Source organism: Vibrio sp. THAF190c (assembly GCF_009363355.1).
GTDB lineage: Bacteria > Pseudomonadota > Gammaproteobacteria > Enterobacterales > Vibrionaceae > Vibrio > Vibrio fortis_A.
In genome coordinates this window covers 1,449,571-1,470,915 of record NZ_CP045339.1, presented here as the reverse complement: position 1 = coordinate 1,470,915, position 21,345 = coordinate 1,449,571, and the positions used below count along the sequence as shown (strand labels likewise).

Here is a 21,345-nt window from a genome sequence, read left to right as displayed (position 1 = left end):
TATTAAGAGTGTCTGTTTGTTACGGTGACGTCAACCGTAATAAGACAAGGAATGGAAAATCACGACAAGGAATTGAGAATCGGGGGTGGATGAAAGCCAGAGCTCACGATAGAAAAAACCCTACCACACAGGGTAGGGTTTTCATCATTGAAGTGTTAGTGACTTTTTATCACAGTGTCCATCTCGACTCTTTGACGATCACCGTAGATGCCCTCATCCGTTCGGACACCACAACTCACAATCATAGTGATCTGGTCACTGTCACGTAAGCCGAGCAGCGCTCTCACTCGTTTAGAATCGAAGCCTTCCATTGGACATGTGTCGTACCCTTTTTCACGCATCGCATACATAAAAGTCATTGCAGCGAGGGAAACACTTTTATGTAAACAAACTCGAACATCGGTTTTACTGACTTCTCTCACCATAGGTTTGTTGCGACCAAGCCACCAGCTGTAGGCCTTGCGGAAAACACCTCGAATCCCGAACACGTCGTTGTTGTAAACCATTGGAATCAAGGTTTCGTAATATTTGAGAGCGCGCTTTGCTGCGGCGTCTTCACGACCTTGAAATGCCTCACGTACTTTTTGAGCGTTGCGCTGTGCACGCTCTTTCCAGTTGTGTGTTGTCGCGACAAACACGACAAGCTCATTCGCCGTTTTAGCCGCGTTCTGGCCCATGCAATATTCAGCAAGCTTTTCACGTTTGTCGGAAGAGATAACACGGTGAAACTCCCACATCTGCATATTGCTGCTATTTGGTGCCAAAGTCGTTAACTCTAGTGCTGTCGCAACATCATCATGGTTAAACTCTGCGTTCGCATCGTATTTTCTAACTGAACGACGTGTATTGACAATCGTTTCAAAGGTCGAGGATTGGTGTTCTAGCGGCATGTCAGGCTCACAAATAGGTTGACTCATAACGAGCTCTCAAAGAGCAAAGTTCTGATCATACTTAATACGAACCCAGCCGCAACTCAATTCTAACTTCGCTTTCTGTTGTTTTTCTTTCAGTTGAACTAATCCGAAACAGACACCCTTTACGTACTATTAAAACAACTAAAAGAAAAACCTTTCCAATTAGCACTTCTACACAACTGTGCTTAACCTTTATAAATTGCATTTATCTGACCTAAATGCACATAACAACGCGATTGTGCTGCTTGGCAGCTGAGAATTGGCCACTTAGCGATGTATCTTCACACTTCTAAGGAAACAGTGATGAGCTTAATTCAAGAACGATGGAATCCGAAGACACTATTCACCTCTCTGGTCGTCACAACTGCTCTCTTTTCCTCAGCACATGCTGTGAGCAACGATGAGCAATTCGAGATAGGCAAACAGAAAGCCAAGGTATGCATGACCTGCCATGGCGAAGACGGCATCTCAACTCAAGAGCCCTACCCAAATCTACGCGGTCAAAAAATGGGGTATCTAATTTCATCGCTTAAAGACTATCAAACTCGCGAGCGTACCAGTGGACTTGCCGTTTTAATGCAGCAACAAGCTGATGCTCTTTCCGACCAAGATATTGAGGATATCTCCTACTTCTACTCGCAACTCGGCAACGAAAAGTAACCTTTACAGGAGCTTGTTATGGATAACGTGACAACGCAATACAGTGTGAAGGTGGTTAAGTACTTCATTCTGGCATCTTTCATCTGGGCCATTTTAGGAATGTTAATCGGGGTGATTCTCGCTGCCCAACTCTACTGGCCCATCCTCAATTTCGACTCTCAGTACTTTCAATTCGGTCGCCTGCGCCCACTTCACACCTCCGGCGTCATCTACGGATTCGTCGTGAATATCCTTATGGGGACTTCACTTTACATTGCTCAGCGAACCGGACATTGCCAACTCTTCAACAAAAGCTTAGCGTGGATGGTGTTCTGGGGATGGCAGCTCGTACTATTGCTTGCTTTGATTTCACTCCCAGCGGGCTACACCACTTCTAAAGAGTACGCTGAACTAGAGTGGCCAATCGACTTGTTAATCGTTTTTGTTTGGGTTCTTTACGCCGTTCTCTTCTTCGGCACGATAGCCAAACGTAAGGTGGGGCATATTTTTGTTGCTAACTGGTTCTTCGCGGCATTCATTATCGTTATCGCGATGATCTTTATCATCAATAATCTCGCTATGCCTGTTTCAGCCATGAAGTCGTACTCGGTATTTGCCGGCGCTCAAGACGCTATCGTCCAGTGGTGGTGGGGCCATAATGCAGTTGGCTTCCTGCTTACAGCTGGCATCATCGGTATGAACTACTACTTCATCCCCAAAGCCGCTGACCGTCCGATTTACTCATACCGTCTATCGGTAATCCACTTTTGGGGCTTAGTCGGTTTCTATACTTGGGCAGGAACCCACCATTTGATTTACTCCTCTGTTCCTGTGTGGGTACAAAACATCGGCATTGTGATGTCATTGATTCTTTGGCTTCCTTCGTGGGCGGGTGCGTTCAACAGCGCCATGACACTGCTTCAGAACAAAGAGAAACTAAAAAACAACTATATCCTGTTGTTCTTTTTCTCGGCGATTCTCTACTACTGCTTAGCGACATTCGAAGGCCCTCTACTCGCGATTCGCTGGTTTAACATGCTCGCTCACAATACCGAATGGGTTATCGGGCACGTTCACTCAGGTGCACTAGGTTGGGTTGGCATGTCAGGCATTGCGGTCTTCTACTACTTCATTCCTCGACTGTGGAATAAAACTGAACTGTGGTCACCAAGGCTACTTAAATGGCATTTTTGGCTCGCGCATGCTGGGGTTGCTCTTTACGCCATTGCACTGTGGGTTGCAGGTATCGGCGAAGGCTACATGTGGCTAACACAAAACGACAACGGCGAATTAGTTTATAGCTTCGTACAAGCTATGGACTTCAAGGCTCCGTGGTTGTTCCTGCGTTTCTTTGGCGGTGCTCTGTTTGTGTTGGGTCTGCTATTGATGGCCGTCAACCTCTACAAAACTGTTCGCATGCCGAGCGCGCTTGTAGCAAAGGAGGCATAGATTATGAGCAAAGACTTCACTCAATCGGTTTGGATCCTGATTATCACAACGGTCGTCGTCGCCTCCTTCTCATTGTTGGTATGGGTCGTTCCCAACATAGTGCGTACCGCTGATATAGCCGAAGGAAGCTTAGCTAAGCCCCTCACTGCGCTGGAGTTAGCTGGCCGTGATATCTACATCAGCGAAGGGTGCCATGTATGTCATACACAGATGGTTCGCCCACTCGATCCCGAGGTAAAGCGCAACGGTCGCGCGAATCAAGAAGCTGACGACATCTATGAATTCCCGAACCTTTGGGGCTCAAAACGTACTGGGCCAGATCTTACTAACCTAGGTCGAAAATACTCTGACCAGTGGCACGTCATCCATCTCATCAACCCTAGACAAGTCGTACCCACTTCAATCATGCCCGCATACCCTTGGTTGTTTGAACAAACGCTTTCAGGTGATGACATTGGGGACAAAATGAAAACGCTGCGAACTCTCGGTGTGCCATACACAGATAGCGAGATCAGCGAAGCGAGGCTACAAGTAAGAGGCAAAACCAAAGCAGAAGCGCTCATTCGTTACTTACAAAGCCTCGGACAAGATACAGCACAGGAGGTGTCGCCATGAGTACATTCTGGAACTGGTGGGCGATCATTTGCACCCTAGTCTTCTTTGTTTTAATGGTTTCTGTGGTTGTTAAATATTGGCGCAGTAACCATAAAGCCGACCAAGACCATACCGTCGGTACTTTTGATAACATTGAAGAGAAAGACGCGCCTCCACCTAAGTTGTTATTTGTAAGCTACGCCATCGCTTTTGTTATTTCTGCTGGTTACCTCGTGCTGTACCCCGGTATGGGAGAATGGAGAGGTCTAGTTGATTGGCAACAGAGCGATGACAGATTGAGCTCCCCGTCTACCTCGCTGGACGAGCAAATAGCAATACAGACTCAAACCGATCTCAACACCTTAGCTTTGGTACCTGAAATTATTGCCAGTGGCCAAATTCTGTTTCAAACCCATTGTGCAGCATGCCACAGAGACAATGCTCAAGGTCAGAAACATTTCCCCAATCTCATTGATCAAGAGTGGTTATACGGTGGTGACGACGATGCCATTATCCACTCTATCGCCAAAGGCAGAAACGGCGCCATGCCGGGTTGGAGTGAGATTCTGAGACCTGATGAGATATCTAAAATGTCTTACTATCTCGCCTCTCTCAATCAGCGTCACACTGATGTGCCAGAGGTCAAAGTCGAATTGGGCAAGAGCCTTTTCATACAAAACTGCGCTTCATGTCATGCTGATGGCACTGTTGCTAACCCTGATATTGGTGTACCAGATCTCTCAGACAGTATTTGGCTGCACGGCGGCAGTATCGAAGAGATACAACACACAATCAATTACGGCCTCAACAACTTGATGCCAGCCTTTGAAGGGCAACTTACAGCAAACGAGATTCTTGCCCTTGGCGCTTACATCCGTCATTCAGAAGATACGGAAGTAGAAAGACTTGCTGCCTTAAAAGCGGACTCGGTTGAACGTGGTGAATACCTTGCTCATGCCGGAGATTGTGTCGCTTGTCATAGTGCAGAAGGTGGCGAACCCTTTGCAGGTGGTCTACCGTTTGTGACTCCGTTTGGTACTGTTTACTCGACCAATATCACTCCTCACGCCAGTGAAGGCATCGGTCGATATGATTTTGATGACTTTAGGGATGCATTGGTCAAGGGTAAAGGTAAAGAGGGCTACCTCTATCCAGCAATGCCCTACACTTCCTATCAATACCTCACTGACCAAGACATGATAGACCTTTGGGAATATATGCAGTCAATCCCTGCGGTTTCTCGTCGAAATGACGATAACAGCATGATATTCCCATCCAACATCAGACTGGGACTGTTAGGCTGGAACATTGTCTTTATGGACACCGACCCAATCGACTATCAAGTGCCACAAGAACTTAAAGAGAGTGTGGAAGATGTCGAGAAGTGGCAACAGGGCAAATACTGGGTGGCTGGGCTCGGACACTGCTCTGAGTGTCACACACCGAGAAATATCGCTCAGGCTTTGATACCTGAACGTATATTCCAAGGAAACTTAATCGATGGTTGGAACGCACCAGATATTACTGCCAACGAGCTCTATATCGATGGATGGGATGAAAAGACACTAACGGACTTCTTACACACAGGCCACTCAGACAAAGGCACCGCATTTGCTGGCATGGCTGACGTGGTAAAAAATAGCTTGAGCTTAATGACGCGGGAAGATATCGAATCAATGTCGTATTACCTGTTACAAGGCGATACCCATAACATGATTTCACCTGACGCAGTTCCTTTGCAGCCGAAAGGGTTCGATGAAGCAGCGTATCAGTCTGATATCTACACGACCTACCGTCAAACTTGTGGGGCTTGCCACGGTGATGATGGTAAAGGTCGAGACCCTATTGCCCCTACTCTGCTAAACAACGCGATCATCATGCACAGCGATCCGTTTAACACTGTTGCAGTAACGGTTCGAGGCCTACAACCAACCTATCTAGACAAAGATCGAAACTTTATGCCAATGGCCAGTTTTGAAGAGGTACTCTCAGACCAGAGTTTGGCAGAACTCATCACCTTTGTACGTAAAAACCTAGGAGACAGACACGACCCTGTTACACCGGAATACGTTCGAGAAGTGAGAGAGACCTTAGAAGCGGCGGGATACGCTGGCGGGTTGCACACAACCCCTGATATGTATGACCGGAGAGACAACAATATCCACATCAAATAACGATATTTGTTGGTTTAAAAGGACATGATCTAGCAAAAGAGACCTGCTCAAGGTCTCTTTTTTACATTACTGAGTCATTATTCATTAGAGATCAATCACTAAAGATAACGATTAATTAACACATATTGCGATCGGAATCCCAGAAACAATACTACACAGAGTGCATAATGCTTTCATTTTTAACAGATGTACTAAGGACAGTTTATGGATAAATCCACTCTCATTTACAACACCCTTGAAGGGCTATCGAATGCAGAGCCGCAAGAATTCGCTCAAATTCGTCAAGATCTTTACAACCAATTAGGTCTGACGTTCGAACAACAAACTGCACTTTATACTCGTGTTTTAGGCCCTGCTGGTGCCGGAAAATTAACTGACATCGACAACGCTGTACAGTCGGCTTGTCAGTTACTTGGCGAATAATCTATTTAAAATTAAGAACAACAAACGCCGACTTTCCCCAACCCCCTTTTCCCCCTAACGGAATTAAAAAAACGCTGCTAAATTTAGCAGCGTTTTTTCGTTGTCTGAGAAGAAATCTTTAAGCAACTAACAAGCCATTAAACAGCTGCAAGTTACTTTGGTAGGTTCTCGATCGACTCAACCATTGCCATTAACTTATCTAGAATGCGTTCACCGTCTGCTCTGATACCATTGTGTTCGTATTCATTGGTGATCCACGCTTTTGAATTTGGGATCTTAGCCAGAGTTTCGCGGCTGTAATCAAGCTCAACGTACATATCATCTGCATACACTGCACACGCCATCGGCACTCTGTTTTCGCTAAGCTGTTTCGGTTCATATAAGCGAACCCAGTCTGACTTGTCAGCTAATAGTTCAGCAGCTTGCTTTAACGGTTTGAGGGTCTCTAATTGGTCAAACATCCAAGGGTAAACCATTTCGCCTGTAAACCAGAACGCATCACCTGTTTTATAGTTAAAATGCGGATATTCATCGCGAACACGATGCGCTGACCATTGCGATGCCGTACCTTGGCAGTAGATCGACTCATGCAAAATCGCATAAATAGGATTAGTGAGATAAGCCTGCTCTTGTTGCATCTGATTTAAGAAGCTGTAGCTCAGTTGCTTTTCTCCAGCCACATCAACAAAGGCGTTTTCTAATGTGAAGTACATTGGCAGATTCGCTTCCCCGCCACCAAGGTTAATGCCAATTAACTGGAACTGCTCAACCGTGAAAATCTGACCATTCGGTAGACGCACTTCATGAGTCAATAGATGATCGGCAATCTCACGACACAGTGTTTGTGCTTGCGGGAACTGAGCGAAGAAGGCTCTATTCTTATCTTCTACGCGCTTGTAAGTCGCTCGATAAACATCGTCAGCCTCACGCTCGATTGATGGAATACCGCCCGTAACATAACAACGCAGTAAGCTTTGAGGAAACAGAGAAAGGTAAGTCAGCGTGCAAAAGCCGCCAAAGCTCTGACCGATTGTCGCCCACTGTTTGACACCAAATTGTTCACGAATCGCCTCAGCGTCACGCACAATGTTGTCAGCTCGGAAATGTGACAGGTAATCAGCTTGTTGTTCTGGATTAAGGTGAGCCAGTGTTTGATGGCTAATCACCGTGCTATTACCTGTGCCGCGCTGGTCTAGTAAGAGCACGCGGTACTGTTGTAGAGCGCGTTTTACCCAGCCCGATTCGCCACTCATTCTTGGGGAAGGAAAGCCCGGGCCACCTTGAAAGTAAACAAGCCAAGGTAGTTCTTGATTGTCTTTTGAAAGATCTACCAATTCACGCGCAAACACCTGAATTTGTTGACCTTGTGGGTTCTTGTAGTCGAGTGGAAGCTGAAAGTTATGTTGACGGTAGAGCGTCGTTCCATCAATGAATTGTGCCTGCACGCAAGTATCCTTTATCTGTGACTGATTAATTATCTGTAGCTAAGTATTTATCATTATATTTAAATTTGAGCCTAACCTAGCTCAAGACTTCAAGATACTCGCAAGTCACCCTATAGGAAACTGTAAATCATCAATATTCGTAAAAATCTTTTACAGCCAGCCTGTTAACTCATGAAAGTGACATCAACTCGCCAACCTTCAGGCGATTGCTGGGTTTGATAAGTCCACCCATATTGAGCGATAAGTCGCTGCGTCAGTTCCAACCCCAAGCCAAAACCGAGATCATCTCGCCCTATTTTGGGTTCTGTATTGCGGTTCACAATAGATAACGTATCACCTGCTTGGGTAATCTCAACAATGCCATTTTCTGTGTGCTGAAAAGCGTTACGAATCAGGTTTGAAATGACAATTCGACACAAACCTTCGGGCAATTCCAACGTGGTTTGGTCAACGGTGGTGGTCACTTCCACTGATTTACCTTGTAGCAAATAACCAAGCTCGCCGACTATCTGTTGGATACTCTTTCCTAACGAGACTGGGTAACTAGGCAACGACTTCCCTTCCTGACGATTCAACCAGAGTAGCGTTTCGGTAAGGTCAGTCATGGTAAAGCCCGCGCGTTCGATCCGGTCGAGCACTTCGAGTTGTTTCTCTGTAGGAAGCTGCTTAGTAATCATTTTGCGCAGCAGCTCAGAATTGGTTCGCGTAACCGCAATCGGTGTTCGCAGCTCATGACTGGCATACCCAAGAAAACGTTGTTCTCGCTCCAAGCTCTCTTGTACCGAGCTTAAGCTAGATTTGATCAACTCCCCGAGTGCATTCAATTCACTGTAGTGAAAATTCGGAACAGGTTGAGTGAGCTGCTCTTTATCCAGCGCTTTTGCCCAATCCTTTAACTCTTCCACTGGCGAGGCTATTTTTCGCTGAACCAAAATCAATGCGATGAAAAAGAAGACGATAGCGCCAAGCCCAATAAAAATAATATAGATAAACGGTGGCGGCTCATTTTCAAACTTATCGTTCATATCCATTTGTTTGAGCAGCAAAGAGATATAACGCGTTTCTCCATCCACGACCACTTTCATTGCGAAGTAACCGGCTTCAGGCTCAGATATGATGGGTACGCCATCTATCCGTTTCAGAAGTTCATTCGGGATCAACTCTTCTGGATTCAGGTTTTGCTGAATCTCTATCGGTAAGTCTTCCCACTTAGCCGCTAGCGTCACGTCATCAAACTGGACTGGTGTGTCATTTTCACCCAATGGAAGCTCCGTAGCTTGTGCACGCATGAATTCCGTCATAGCGGTATCTAAACCCGCAAAGAAGTAGTGAATGCCGGTGATAGTGAGCACACCAATGGTAGCACTGCCAACAAATAGCATCGCGACAAGAAAATAGAGCCTGATACTTGGGCGGATCTTCATCTAAACTTCCTCATTAAGCTTAAACGCAAAACCGTAGCCAGGAACGGTTTGGATAAGCTTGGTATCGCTTTTGCCATCAACTGCTTTTCGTAGATTAAACATGTGAACCTTTAAACTATTGCTGTCTGGCTGTTCATCTCCCCAAACAGCTTGCATCAGTTTTTCACGTGATACAGCATTTGGACTCTCTCGCATCAAGCATTCTAGAAGTTTGATTCCGGTTGGCGATACTTTAAGCGCCTTTCCTTGGCGAGTGGCGCTTTTATCTTGAAAATCCAACTCAACATCTTCGATGCGCAGCTTATTAACTTGCCCACTGCGACGACGAGATAAAACTTGAGTGCGTACGATTAACTCTTCCATAGCAAAAGGTTTTACGAGGTAGTCGTCTGCACCTTTAGAAAATCCTGTGAGTTTATCGTCGAGGGTGTCACGGGCGGTTAGCATTAGAATTGGAACATCTATACCTTGAGAACGTATCTTTTCGCACACCTCTAGCCCATTGAGTTTAGGCAGGTTGAGGTCAAGGATGACCGCATCGTAGCGGTTAGTTTCGATGAGATTGTAACCGGACAAACCATTGGCTGCGTGGTCACATGATATATCTTCAAGTTCAAGGTAATCGATGACCGCTTTTGCCAAGTCAAGATCATCTTCAACCAATAGAAGTTGTAAATTGTTCACCCATCCCTCCGTCATTCTAAGAATAGCCCCACAAGCTTAATCGCGGGGCTATACATGCATCATATCATTGTAACGTACTACGCCAACTCTAGCTGATTTTCACTCTTAAAGAGCTTTTGTTTTACCTTGCTAATCAGTGTATTGGCATCATTTTGAATCAACAGCAGTGACGGTGTTAAAACCAAAGTGATAACAGTCGCAAACAAAATACCGTAACCAAGAGCCGCTGCGGCTGGAATTAGAAACTGTGCCTGCATAGAAGTTTCACTCAACAGTGGCGCCAAACCTGCGAAAGTAGTCACCGAAGTCAGCAACACTGCTCGTAAACGCCCTGTGCAAGCCTGTTGGATCGCTTCTTTGACACTCAATGACTTATCTTTGATCAGTTCATTGAATCGTGAAACCAACAGTAAGCTGTCATTCACCACCACACCGCTCAATGCCAAGATACCATTCAGCGACAAGATACTCAGCGTCAGGTCGTTCAACCAGTGCCCTAAAATGGCACCAACAATACCAAATGGAATCGCGACCATGATGATCAACGGCTGCACGTACGATTTCAATGGAATAGCCAGTAATGCAAAGATCATAATAAGCGCCAAAACAAAGGTCGATTGCATAGAATCCGTCGACTCTTGTTGCTGCTCTGCTTCACCAGTAAAGTCAATTTTCACCGTCGGATAGTCTGCATTGAGTTCTTTCACTATGCTGTTTTTCAGCTGAGCGACAAGCTCGTTCGATGCGACCTGATCTTTGTCGACCACTGCCGTAATGTACACCGCACGCTGGTTATCAATACGGGTAATTTCAGATTGTTGGTAGTCCGAGTAGACCTTAGCAACCGTCGTCAATGGAACAACCGTACCATCTGGCGTTCTCACTTTTGACGCGCCAATATCAGCAAGAGTTTGACGATCTTCCTCTGGATAACGAACACGGACTTTCACTTCGTCTTTGCCGCGCTGAAAACGCTGAACAATATCGCCACCAAATGATTGCAACACTTGTTGCGCTAGCGTTGCGGTATCCATACCTAACGCTCGACCTTGATCCGTCAATTCAAAGCGATACTGAGGTTCACCCAAGTCCAAGTTATCGTCAATGCCACTAACTCCAGCCACTGTTTGTAACTCGGCTTTGAGTTTATTCGCTGCCTCTTTCAATAACTCTTCATCGTTGGCTTTTAGTTCAGCCTTGAAGGCATCTACCATCTCCATCATTGATAGGACTTTGAGCTTTTTAACGCCTTCCATATTTTCAGAGTTTGCCAACCACACGTCAGCAAATTCGTTAGAGTCATAGGTCGCCTCGCCGTCCAGTTCAATCGTCACTTTGCCCGACTTATCTTCCTCTGCGATCACTTGTACGCTTGAGATGCCCGACTCACCACCGTGAATAGATCGTAATTGTCTGTCCACTTCCAAAGCATTTGCTTCTAACTGCAGCAGGTTGATTTGCGTTTGACCAAAGCTACTATCGTTATACATGCTGATTTCAGCGGTAACAGTATCGCCAGCAATATCCGGGAAGAAGGCAACACGCACACTACCGGTAAATGGCATCCCAATAACCAGAATGAATAACGAAATAAAGCCCAGAACAACCGCATATCGGAAGTTCAATACTTGTTTAATCAATCGCTTGTAAACCTTGTTATTCACCCACTCTAAACCGTTATCAGCGCCTTGTTGAATTCGATTCCAAATCCCTTTTTTGTCTGAACGTTGAGTATTCACGTGCGCCAAGTGAGATGGCAAGATCAGTTTAGATTCGACCAAAGAGAGCATTAAACAGATGGCAACAACGGTTGCAAACTGAGCATAGATTTGCCCCATTTTGCCTTCAACCATGGCAATCGAAACAAACGCGACCACAGTAGTGAGTACACCAAATATGGTTGGCGCTGCCACTTTATGTGTACCTACAATTGTACTCTTTAATGAGTCCCCTTCTGCTCTGCGGGTCGAGTAAATGCTTTCTCCCACAACTACCGCATCATCGACCACAATTCCAAGTGCCATGATGAAGCCAAATGTGGTCATCTCATTAATTGTGAGCCCCATAAACGAATCGGTCATAAAAAACAGAGTGCCACAGAATACAAATGGCAGGCTCGCCGCTACCCAGAACGCAACTCGGATGTTAAGAAACAGAGCCAAGACAGTGAATACTAAGGCGATACCGGTTAGAGCATTTTTCGCTAGTAGAGACAGTCGTTCTTTAATCAGCGTGCTTTTGTCGTACCAACTCTCAATTTCAACGTTCTCTGGCAGTAAGTTACTCGATTTCCACGTTTCAACGACTTGTTCGGCCTGTTCAACGATGCTAATGACATCACTGTATTCATCCATTACAATCTGAATGCCAATCGAGTTCTGCTGGTTGTAACGAGACAGGCTGAAGGTATCCTCTTCAAACACATCACTGACCGTCGCAATATCGCCAAGTACGATCTGGCCACCATTGGCGGTGTTCAAAATAGGGATCGCTCTAAAATCTTGCAGCTCATACGCCTGATCTGACACTTTAAGACGAACCGTTTTATCGCCATTGCGTAAGCTCGTCGCTATGCTGGTTGATGACTCTGCGTTAATTGCGTTCGAAACATCCGTCAGCGCTAGATTATAAGCCTGCAGTTTTGCCTCATTAACCTCAACAGAGATCATCGGATCGATCTTAGCCTTAACCTCTAAATCACGAATCTGACTTTGACTCAGTAAATCCGCTTTTAGCTGCTCTGCAAGGTCCTGCAAGGTAGCGCGGTCTGTATCACCATAGAGCTGAACCCACAGCGCGTGTTCTTGCATTCGCGCTTTGTCGATAACTGGGTTGTCCGCTTCGGCTGGCAGGTTATTGATCGCATCAACCTTGGTTTTCACGTCATCGAGCAAGGTATCAAGATCGTAGTTAGTCTCTTTCTCGATAGAAACGTGACTGCCTGAGGAGTCAGAAGTCGAGGTAATGTGCTTAATGCCTGATACCGTCTCAAGTGCCTCTTCGATCTTCATAGCAATCCCCTCTTCCGCTTGAACGGGGTCACCACTGTCGTAGGTCACAGACACCGTGACGATGTCAGGTTCTAAGCTTGGGAATGCCTCTTTACGTAAACTATTAACCGAGAATAAGCCAACCATGATAACGCCCAGCATCAGTAGATTTGCCGCTACTGAGTTTTGGGCAAACCACGCGATGATCCCTTTAGGCTTATACGCTGATTGCTGGTCGGTTAAAGGTAACGAACTCATATTAGCCCTCCTCTGACGTCGTGCGATCTGAGGCTGAATCTAACTTGCGTTCAACCATTTGAATGCCACTGTTCTCTTCAGCAACCGTTGGATTGACCTTCATACCTACTTTAAAATTGCTTAATGGACGCATAACCACTTGCACTGCGGTTTCACTATTAACGGGTTCAACATAGATATGTTCATTGCGCTCAAACAACGTGGCGGCTGGTGACTTAGTTAACATACCTTGTGAATCAACAGTCCAAATGTCACCTTGCTGCGACAATGCAGAGGCAGGCAGTTGCCATAAGTTATCTACTTCAGCACCCGAAATGGTCGCAGTAACAAAGGTACCTGGGAAAAGTGGCTGAGTTTGTTCAAGCGGCTTATCGACAACCAATACAACTGAACGCTGACGTGTGTTCTGAGCAACATATTGATAGCTACGCTCAACCTCGGCTTGCCATTCAAAAGCGCCAGTGCTGTCGGTAATGGTCGCGTTCCAAGTGACATTGCCTTGTTGGTTGCCTTCTTTCGCTGCTTTTGGCAGGTTCGCCCACTGTTGTTCTGATAAAGGAATTTCGATTTCAATGCGGTCGGTGCTGTATAGCGTCGCAACGCTGCTGCCCGCATTTAAATAACTGCCTGGCTGAATATCGCGGCTGACGACAACGCTATCGAATGGCGATCGAACTTCGGTATTCGATAAGTCTTGCTGCGCTTTGACCAAGGCTTGCTTAGCATTCGCTAGTTTAGCTTGCGCACTCGCTAGCTGTGGTTCGCGAAGCACAAGTGGAGAGCTCGGTTCTCCAGTTAAACCAGATCGCTCCCATTCAGAGCGAGCTTGTTCGCCTTGTCTCTGCTCTTCCAATAACTCCTGAGTAGCAGTAGCAACATCTGACTTCGCTTGCGTCAGGGCTTGCTGATAGCTTGTTGTGTCGATCTTAGCCAATAGCTCACCTTCTTTCACGGTAGAGCCTGCTTCAAAACTACCAGACAACCACTCAACACGACCGCTCACTTCACTGGCAAAGGCAAGCTCGTAGCGGGGTTTTGTTTCGCCATAACCCACCACTTCAGCGCGATAGCTGGCTGCTTCCGTTAGCTGAACCGCAACCTGTGGAAGTGAACGTGTATCCAACGGTTGTTCACCAGCAATATCAAGTTTAGTTTGTGGTTGCGCTTGAGCGGCCTGAGCCATTTGGCTGCCGTTGTACGCAACTACAGCAAAAATAGAGCCCGCAGCCACGACTGTGATAGCGAACGTAATTGCATTCTTTTTTAATGTGCTTTTCATGCTTTGTTTCCTAGATTTTCGACACCTAGGCCCAGTGCTAAGCCTAAATCAATTCGGTTAAGTAGACGTTGGTATGTGGTATTGGTGAGCTGAGACTCGACGTCATAGGCTTGCTGCTGAACAGTCAATAAATCGAAGATATCCACCAGCCCTTGACGGTATTTCTCTTCGTAGCTCACCACACTTCGTTTAGCACTCGATAGCGACGCTTGGAGGTGCTGTTGTTGTTCCGCCAATGAGCCTTCTTGCCCAATTGCGTTTTCCACCTCGTTAACAGCGGTTAACAAGGTTTCTTGGTAAGCCCAGTAACTTTGCTCTGTTGTAAGTTCAGCAATCTCGGCATTGGTTTTCAGACGACCACCTTGGAATAGCGGCGCAGATACCTGTCCTAACGCACTCCACAAAGGGTTGGCAAACAAGGCTTCACTTGGTGTTTCAGCCATGTCTTTTAAGCTCGCAGAAAGACTGAACGATGGGAGAATCGCTTTATAGGCAGCATCAGTTCTCAAACTCTCGGCTTCAATATTGAAGAAGGCTTGTTGAAGATCTGGACGACCTGCTAGGTTTTGAACCGACATGTTTTCAAGTGGATTGAGAACATCAGGAAACGCTTGCGCGACATTGACGTCAGTAACCTTAGTATTCAACTCACCTGTTAACAGCAATAAGCTCCGCTTGCTTTTCGCTAGGCTCTCTTGATATTGAGCCACAGTTGCACGGGTGGAAGCTGTGCTGGTTTTAGCGTTGTCGAGCTCCTCAAGTGTCCCTAAGCCGACTTGATAGCGGTCTAATACCAATGTTTCGTTATTTTCAAGAATCGCTAAACGGCGCTGCTCAATATCCAGCAACTGTTGGTTAACACTGATCTCTAGCCAGCCACGCATAATGTTTGCAGCAAGAAGATTGGTCGCGTTTTGTAAGCTAGCCTGAGATGCTGCAACATCTTTTCTAGATGCCGCGCTCACATCAGCAAGGCGTTGCCATAGATCTAGTTCCCAACTTACAGTGACATCAGCGTTGTAGCTCTCGTCATTACCTTCTGTTTTCTCACCTGAAAAATTGGCATTAACCGTTGGCAATTGGTCAGCAAAACTCAACCCCTCTTGGGCATAGGCGATCTTGAGAGCTACAATGCTCTGCTGAAGGCTTGGGTTCGCGCTAAACGCAGTCGTCAGATACTGCTCTAGCTCAGGTACATTAACGAGATCGGTAATTAAGTTCGTTGTTTGTTGTGTCTGCTCTTCACCAGCTGTTTCTACTCGATCAAGTAACTGTTGAATGGACTCATTTTGTTGCTCTGTGGCCTGCGTTAAAAAGTCGGCTTCACTGGTTGTCGCACAACCCATAAGACCGGATAACATTATCGCAAGCACTGAATATCGAAACGTCATTGGTGCTGTCTCCCACTTAGATGCGGCTAAGATAGAGTAAGCAGGGTTAAGGAGGGGTTAACGCCTCAATACATTCATCAGAAAAATGTTTAGCTGAAAGGTTTAATACTGTTAGAAAAGAAAAAGAGCCTAATGCTGAGAGGGGACATTAAGCTCTTTGATTATAAATTGCGCCCATATGAGTGACAGCGTCACTAAGTTTCCAATTGGTTCCTAGAAAACAATGGAAGTAGCTTGCGGTTTTAAATGGTTTCGGGCTCCAACTCTCCAGCACCTTGTACAGATCGTTGGCTGTTTTCAACTAGTATCGCTGTAGCCGTTTCTTTCAACATGCCCCACTCTTTTTCATCAATCTCGATACCATTCTGCCATGCATTACTCTGACTTTCTGCGAGAGAAGAAGACGTTACATGTTGCTCAAACCCTTGAGATAACTCATCCACATCAAAGTCATGAATCGACAGCTCAATGGCCATATTGTGATAATCATCGGCATGAGGTGAGACTTCGTCTGACAGGAACAGCTCCGGTGCAACACAACCTCGATTTAGAACATATAAGGTACGCTTCGGATTCGATCCATTTGCCCAACTCGCAGTACAAGCGATACCCTTTGAAGCGAGTTTTACAAGCTCGCTATATGCCAACCATCGATTGTGACAGTTTAGAAGCTCAATTTTGAGCGCCTTTTTACCGACCATTTTTTCAATCGCGTAATCCATGATCACAGGTAAATGGCATGCAACGCTGCTTTTTTGCAGGTCAACCTCTACCGTATTATCACTGGTCACCGAAATAGCCACTGGCGTGTCAGACTCAAGCCCTATGTAATTACTGGCGTTGTTGAAGTGACGCACGCCGTCTAAACCCACCATCTGCAAATCAGCCACCATGTTGGCAACCACATCCGCTTCACCGCAACAGCGGCGCATACCAAGAAAGGCTTTGTTCACAGCCGCGACAAGTTCATTATGAGAAACGATCATCATTACTTATCCCCTTCAAAGTCAGTATGGTTAGCGGCGTCAACATTGTGCTGAATTGATGAAGATACTTGCTCTGGTAACAGTGGGAATAACCACTCATCTTCATGGATTTCATCTAATAGTGGGGCGCCTTGGAAGAAGGTCACGCGAACCCATCGGTCTGAGCGAGGGTCGAATTTAGTCGCGCCAAAAATCGCTAACTTACAGCGTAATAAGTGCATCGGCAGTGACGATTTGTGGAGTACGTTCATTTGAATGTCACCCATCGCACTCTGCCCTAGTGACCAAACTCGTCTTGAAATCGCTCGATATTGCGGGTTCTGTACTAGGAACTCAGCTAGTGACAACTCCGGTGGGAATTGCAATAAAGCATGATACAGACGGTAGGCTTGACGACCGATATCCAATGGCAGTTCACGCTCCTCGCCCGGCTCTTCTCCACGTACACCGAGTCTTGGCTCCTCTTTGTCTTGTGAGCGATACCAGAACCAGTAGTTGTTTTCTGCTTTGATGAAATCTGTATTAATCGCCCAGCGGTATTTAGCCTCTAAAAGGACCAAAATATCCTGAACTTTTTTGCCGCTTGGGAGTGACAGCATCTCGTTACAGTTCATCTCATCTTGATGGGCATCCACTAAGTCTGGATAGAGCTCCATTAAGCAGGAAATGAGTATTTCTTGGGCTTCGAGACTCATACTTTGAGATTGAGCAACGAGCTGCTGCCATGTTCTGCATTTAGCAAGGCTTACACTCAACGACGCGTTAAACTCTTTTAGGTCAGTGACGGCCTGTTGGTTTAACCCTTGTTGATGATCATTGATGGTGATCACCTGCTCCAAATGGCAAATCCCCTTATTTATTAGTTGCGCAAGTGGATACAGTTTGTCTTGTGATACCGATTGTGCCAACACATCAGCCAGCGCATGTTCACGTGTGGTCATCCATTGATCAACAATGCATGGGTGATTAATCAAATACGGCGCCATACCTAAGCCGGTCGCGTTACCAACACCAAGATATCTCTGTAAGCCTCGGTCGAGCTTCACCGCAGCATCGCCACCAGTTTGCTGTGCTAGGTAATGTACCCAGTCCAAGCTAAACTCACGCAGTAAATACACCGCACACATTTGAGCGCTAAACGACTGATTAAAGTCTGGGTTGTTTTCTAATACTTTGAAGTCCGCAATGCCGAACTTGCCGTTGCCGTATACGGCCGTAGTTCTCAGTATGTAACCCACTTCTGCCAACTCAGCTGGTGTTGGCTGTTTGCCTTGAGCAAGGTGGTTCACAATATGCTCGAACACTCTAACACTCTTATTCGCACGCGCTAGAACCAAAACATTATTCGGGTTACGGCCCGCTTCCTGCAGTGGAACATTTGCTCGAAGGCGTTTAAGGAGTGCTTGGTCGACGTCACCGATAACCAGTGCGAACGTGACGTCCCACTTTTCAGCAATCACTCGGTCATTACGCTCTTCATCTGCGATCTCATCACAGAAGACAACCAAGTGATAAACATGCGTTGGCGTCGCCAATTTGTAAATCACATGACCAAAGCCTCTCGGACATAGTTGCCAATCGTGCTTAGTTACTTGCCATTGCTGTTGTGCCATTTTTCGAATCAGCGTTCTTACAAAGCTGATGCGAGTTTGGTGCATTGCGCCTAGCCTTTCTGGCGCCATAACACTCTCTGCGTTACGTAGTTCGGATTCAGTGTAGGTTGAACGATGTGCATCCATTTTGCTCACCACCTTTATAGTTATTTAGTATCACTAACCGTTCCCAGCCGAGGGTTAGTTTTCACGTTATTGAATGAATTGGAGCGAGCCTTTCGCCCCCAATTATTATTATTTTGTTTATAGACCTTGCTCTTTTGCCATCTTGATTGCGATTTGTGGCGCATTCCAAAGTGATGGTAAAAGAATCAACGAAACTGGTACTGCAGTAATGACAATGAAAGATTGCAGTGCAGATATTCCGCCAGAGCCTAATGAGATGAGGATCAATGCCGTCACACCCATAGCCACACCCCAGAATGTACGAATGATGGCATTTGGCTCCGTCTCACCACTGATCACAACACTGATGGTGTACGTCATAGAGTCACCCGTCGTCACGATGAAGATCGTGGTTAGAATTAGGAATAAGATTGACACCAACATTGGCATTGGTAGCTGTTGCGTTACAGCCAGCAGTGCTCCCGGTAAGTTAAATCCTTCGAATGCCTTACTCACGCTACCTGGGTCAGCAATCTCAAACGCTAGACCAGAGCCACCTACAATGGTGAACCAGAAGCAAGTTACCAATGGCGCTACAACACTAATCGTCGTCACAATTTGGCGGATGTTTCTACCGCGTGAAATACGGGCAATAAAGATTGCCATCATTGGACCATAGCCTAAGAACCAGCCCCAGAAGAACACCGTCCACCAGCTCAACCAGCCTTCATCACCACGGTAGGTCGCCATTGGAATGAAGTTGTCCAGCATGCTACCAACGCCTTGGATGTAGCCATTGAAGATAAAGTTAGTTGGACCAAACAGTAGGATGTAGACCATCAGTGCCATCGCAAGAATCACGTTGTAACGACTCAGCAATTGCATACCACGGTTTAGGCCACTCAGTGCAGACAGCGTATACAAAGCAATAGCAAACAGGATGATAATAAGTTGGGTTGTAAAGCCGTCAGGTATCTCGAACAAGGCATTCAACGCGTAGCTAACTTGTAGCCCTAAGAAGCCAATTGGACCGATGGTTCCCGCCGCAACCGCAACAATACAACAAGCGTCAATCAGTGCCCCTGTATGCCCTTTTAGTGCTCGCTCACCCAGCACCGGGTAAAGTAGGATGCGTGGTTTCAGTGGCAAACCTTTGTCATAATGAAGATGCATCACCACAATCGAGGTTAGACTGCCGACAATCGCCCATGCCAAGAAGCCCCAGTGCATAAAGGATTGCGATAGTGCATTAACCGCGCCTTGCTGTGCAGACTCTTGCGCGCCATACAAAGGCGGTGGACTTACATAGTGCGCGATAGGCTCTGCTGCTGCCCAGAACACGCCACCACCAGCAAGCAGTGTACAAAAGATGATTGCCATCCAGCGGAAGCCGTCCATCTCAGGCTTATCTGTTCCACCAAGAACTACCTTGCCTGTTCGCCCTGCCGCCAAGCCAAGACCAATAAGAAAAGTAAGCAGAAGGAGCAGCTGCCAATATGGGCCAAAGACTTTCACTGACCATGCAAAGCCGCTGTTTACGAGGCTAGATAAGAGTTCTCCATCATAAAGTGCTAGGGCAACAAACAATGCGATGAACCCGCCGCTGTACCATAGAGCGGGATTGCTCAATCCCAACTTGTCGTTGTTTACGTCCTTCGTATTGTTCGCTGTATTCGAATCTGACTTCTGTTTGTCTTTCTTCGACGAGGCGTTTATGCTCGCAGCTTCCAGACCATTCGGTTTCACGCTATTGGTTAAATCAGACATACTCTGACTCCAGAGGTTTCTTTGCAGCTCTCATAACAATGATGGCTGCAAGCGGTGTATTTAACACCTGCCCTGTTATTGTTGTCTTGGGCAGGCTAGTCCATGTTTAGGCCTATCTGGTATAAGGTTTCCTTTTGTTTCGTCCTACTCTTTAGCAAGCGGCTCTAAGCCGTCACTTAAGAAGTTAAACCAGTTTTCACCTAGTATTTTTCCAGCCTCGGCTTCACTAAAGCCGTGACTCATCAAACCGTTATAAATGTTTTCCATGCCAGTGCTTCCACAGAACCATGGCAGTGCGTCTGGCCAGCCAGAATTACTAGCAGAGCCCTCTCCGTAATCCATCGCCTTTGACCAGCGACCATTACGCATCCACTCCAGCACCGATTGAGGCTGGTTCAAACACAGGTCGCTACCGATACCTAAGTGCTCAACGCCTACCATGTCTGCTGTTTTCGCGATCATTTGACAAAAATCTTCAAGCGAACATTGGCTGCCGTTTGGTAAGTGGAATGGGTATAAGCTAAAGCCAATCAAGCCACCGCGTGCGGTTAGCGCTTTGATCACTTCATTGGATTTGTTTCGCAATGCATCGTGAGCAAACGTTGGATTAGCATGGCTAATACAGATTGGACGCGAAGAGAGGTCGATCGCTTCAAGCGTTGAGCGTTCAGCGCTGTGTGACATGTCGATGATCATGCCGACACGGTTCATCTCTTCGATCGCTTGCTTACCGAAACGAGTAACCCCTGTATCGTGCTGCTCATAACAACCGGTCGCTAATAGACTCTGGTTGTTGTAAGTGAGCTGCATGATTAAAAGTCCTTGCTGGCGCATCACTTCAATCAAACCGATCTCATCATCGATTGGTGAACAGTTCTGTGCGCCCATGAAGATGCCAACCTTGCCTAGCTGTTTGGCTTTTTCAACATCCGCCATTGAGTGGATTGGCATAATAAGGTCAGCGTTTTGTTCAAACCTTAGGTTCCATTCAGCAAAGCGAGTCAGAGTTTCACGCGCGTTCTCGTGATAGACAATCGTTGCGTGTACTGCAGTAATGCCGCTGGCTTTCAATGTTTGAAAATATTCTCGATCCCAATTGCAGTACTGTAATCCATCGATAACTATTCGTTGCTGGTACATAACCACTCCTGTTGAATAACTCAAAATCGAACGTTTGACTCAGCCCGAGCCACACTCGGGCTTCGTCCTT

15 protein-coding genes and 1 pseudogene are annotated in these 21,345 nt (G+C 46.4%); 5 read left to right on the top strand and 11 right to left on the bottom strand.

All coding sequences use genetic code 11. The features are described 5' to 3' along the window. Positions 1–155 precede the first annotated feature (155 nt). Positions 156–890: a nitroreductase family protein gene (locus tag FIV04_RS21580; RefSeq protein WP_152470690.1), complete on the bottom strand. Its 735-nt coding sequence runs from the start codon at positions 888–890 to the stop codon at positions 156–158. A 327-nt stretch (positions 891–1,217) separates the two neighbouring features. Between FIV04_RS21580 and FIV04_RS21575 the strand changes: the two genes are divergently transcribed. From FIV04_RS21575 to FIV04_RS21555, 5 genes are all read left to right on the top strand, one after another. After that, positions 1,218–1,574 carry a cytochrome c gene (locus FIV04_RS21575; protein ID WP_152470484.1) on the top strand — a complete coding sequence of 119 codons (357 nt, stop codon included), beginning with the start codon at positions 1,218–1,220 and terminating at the stop codon, positions 1,572–1,574. A gap of 18 nt (positions 1,575–1,592) precedes the next feature. After that, complete coding sequence (gene ccoN / locus FIV04_RS21570; RefSeq protein WP_152470483.1) at positions 1,593–3,002, top strand: cytochrome-c oxidase, cbb3-type subunit I; 1,410 nt, start codon at positions 1,593–1,595, stop codon at positions 3,000–3,002. Next, positions 3,003–3,617: a cbb3-type cytochrome c oxidase subunit II gene (locus tag FIV04_RS21565; protein WP_172974308.1), complete on the top strand. Its 615-nt coding sequence runs from the start codon at positions 3,003–3,005 to the stop codon at positions 3,615–3,617. Then, positions 3,614–5,770, top strand: coding sequence for a c-type cytochrome (locus FIV04_RS21560; RefSeq protein WP_152470481.1), 2,157 nt, complete (start codon positions 3,614–3,616; stop codon positions 5,768–5,770). The genes FIV04_RS21565 and FIV04_RS21560 overlap by 4 nt, the downstream gene beginning before the upstream one ends. A 204-nt stretch (positions 5,771–5,974) precedes the next feature. Beyond that, entirely contained in the window at positions 5,975–6,193 is a 219-nt protein-coding gene (locus FIV04_RS21555; RefSeq protein WP_032552405.1) for a PAS factor family protein, read from the top strand. Between the two features lie 152 nt (positions 6,194–6,345). On the opposite strand, the gene FIV04_RS21550 is transcribed toward FIV04_RS21555, so the two are convergent. From FIV04_RS21550 to FIV04_RS21505, 10 genes and pseudogenes are all read right to left on the bottom strand, one after another. Further along, positions 6,346–7,638, bottom strand: a complete 1,293-nt coding sequence (locus FIV04_RS21550) for an alpha/beta fold hydrolase (protein ID WP_152470480.1) — start codon at positions 7,636–7,638, stop codon at positions 6,346–6,348. 164 nt (positions 7,639–7,802) lie between these two features. Then, positions 7,803–9,062 carry a HAMP domain-containing sensor histidine kinase gene (locus FIV04_RS21545; protein WP_152470479.1) on the bottom strand — a complete coding sequence of 420 codons (1,260 nt, stop codon included), beginning with the start codon at positions 9,060–9,062 and terminating at the stop codon, positions 7,803–7,805. After that, positions 9,063–9,746: a response regulator transcription factor gene (locus FIV04_RS21540; protein WP_253895467.1), complete on the bottom strand. Its 684-nt coding sequence runs from the start codon at positions 9,744–9,746 to the stop codon at positions 9,063–9,065. Positions 9,747–9,823: 77 nt separating this feature from the next. After that, a complete protein-coding gene (locus FIV04_RS21535) occupies positions 9,824–12,994 on the bottom strand; it encodes an efflux RND transporter permease subunit (RefSeq protein WP_152470477.1) in 3,171 nt (1,056 codons plus the stop codon). 1 nt (position 12,995) lies between these two features. Continuing rightward, positions 12,996–14,273: an efflux RND transporter periplasmic adaptor subunit gene (locus tag FIV04_RS21530; RefSeq protein WP_152470476.1), complete on the bottom strand. Its 1,278-nt coding sequence runs from the start codon at positions 14,271–14,273 to the stop codon at positions 12,996–12,998. Next, the gene (locus FIV04_RS21525) at positions 14,270–15,664 is read right to left on the bottom strand and encodes a TolC family protein (protein ID WP_152470475.1); all 1,395 of its coding nucleotides are present in this window, start codon (positions 15,662–15,664) and stop codon (positions 14,270–14,272) included. The genes FIV04_RS21530 and FIV04_RS21525 overlap by 4 nt, the downstream gene beginning before the upstream one ends. A gap of 242 nt (positions 15,665–15,906) precedes the next feature. Beyond that, complete coding sequence (locus FIV04_RS21520; protein WP_152470689.1) at positions 15,907–16,650, bottom strand: DUF3726 domain-containing protein; 744 nt, start codon at positions 16,648–16,650, stop codon at positions 15,907–15,909. A gap of 74 nt (positions 16,651–16,724) precedes the next feature. Continuing rightward, a pseudogene (locus FIV04_RS21515) lies at positions 16,725–18,423 on the bottom strand (hypothetical protein); the annotation flags it as partial. Positions 18,424–18,506: 83 nt separating this feature from the next. Further along, a complete protein-coding gene (locus FIV04_RS21510; protein ID WP_152470474.1) occupies positions 18,507–20,135 on the bottom strand; it encodes a BCCT family transporter in 1,629 nt (542 codons plus the stop codon). A 144-nt stretch (positions 20,136–20,279) separates the two neighbouring features. Continuing rightward, the gene (locus tag FIV04_RS21505; RefSeq protein ID WP_152470473.1) at positions 20,280–21,275 is read right to left on the bottom strand and encodes a membrane dipeptidase; all 996 of its coding nucleotides are present in this window, start codon (positions 21,273–21,275) and stop codon (positions 20,280–20,282) included. Positions 21,276–21,345: the final 70 nt, after the last annotated feature.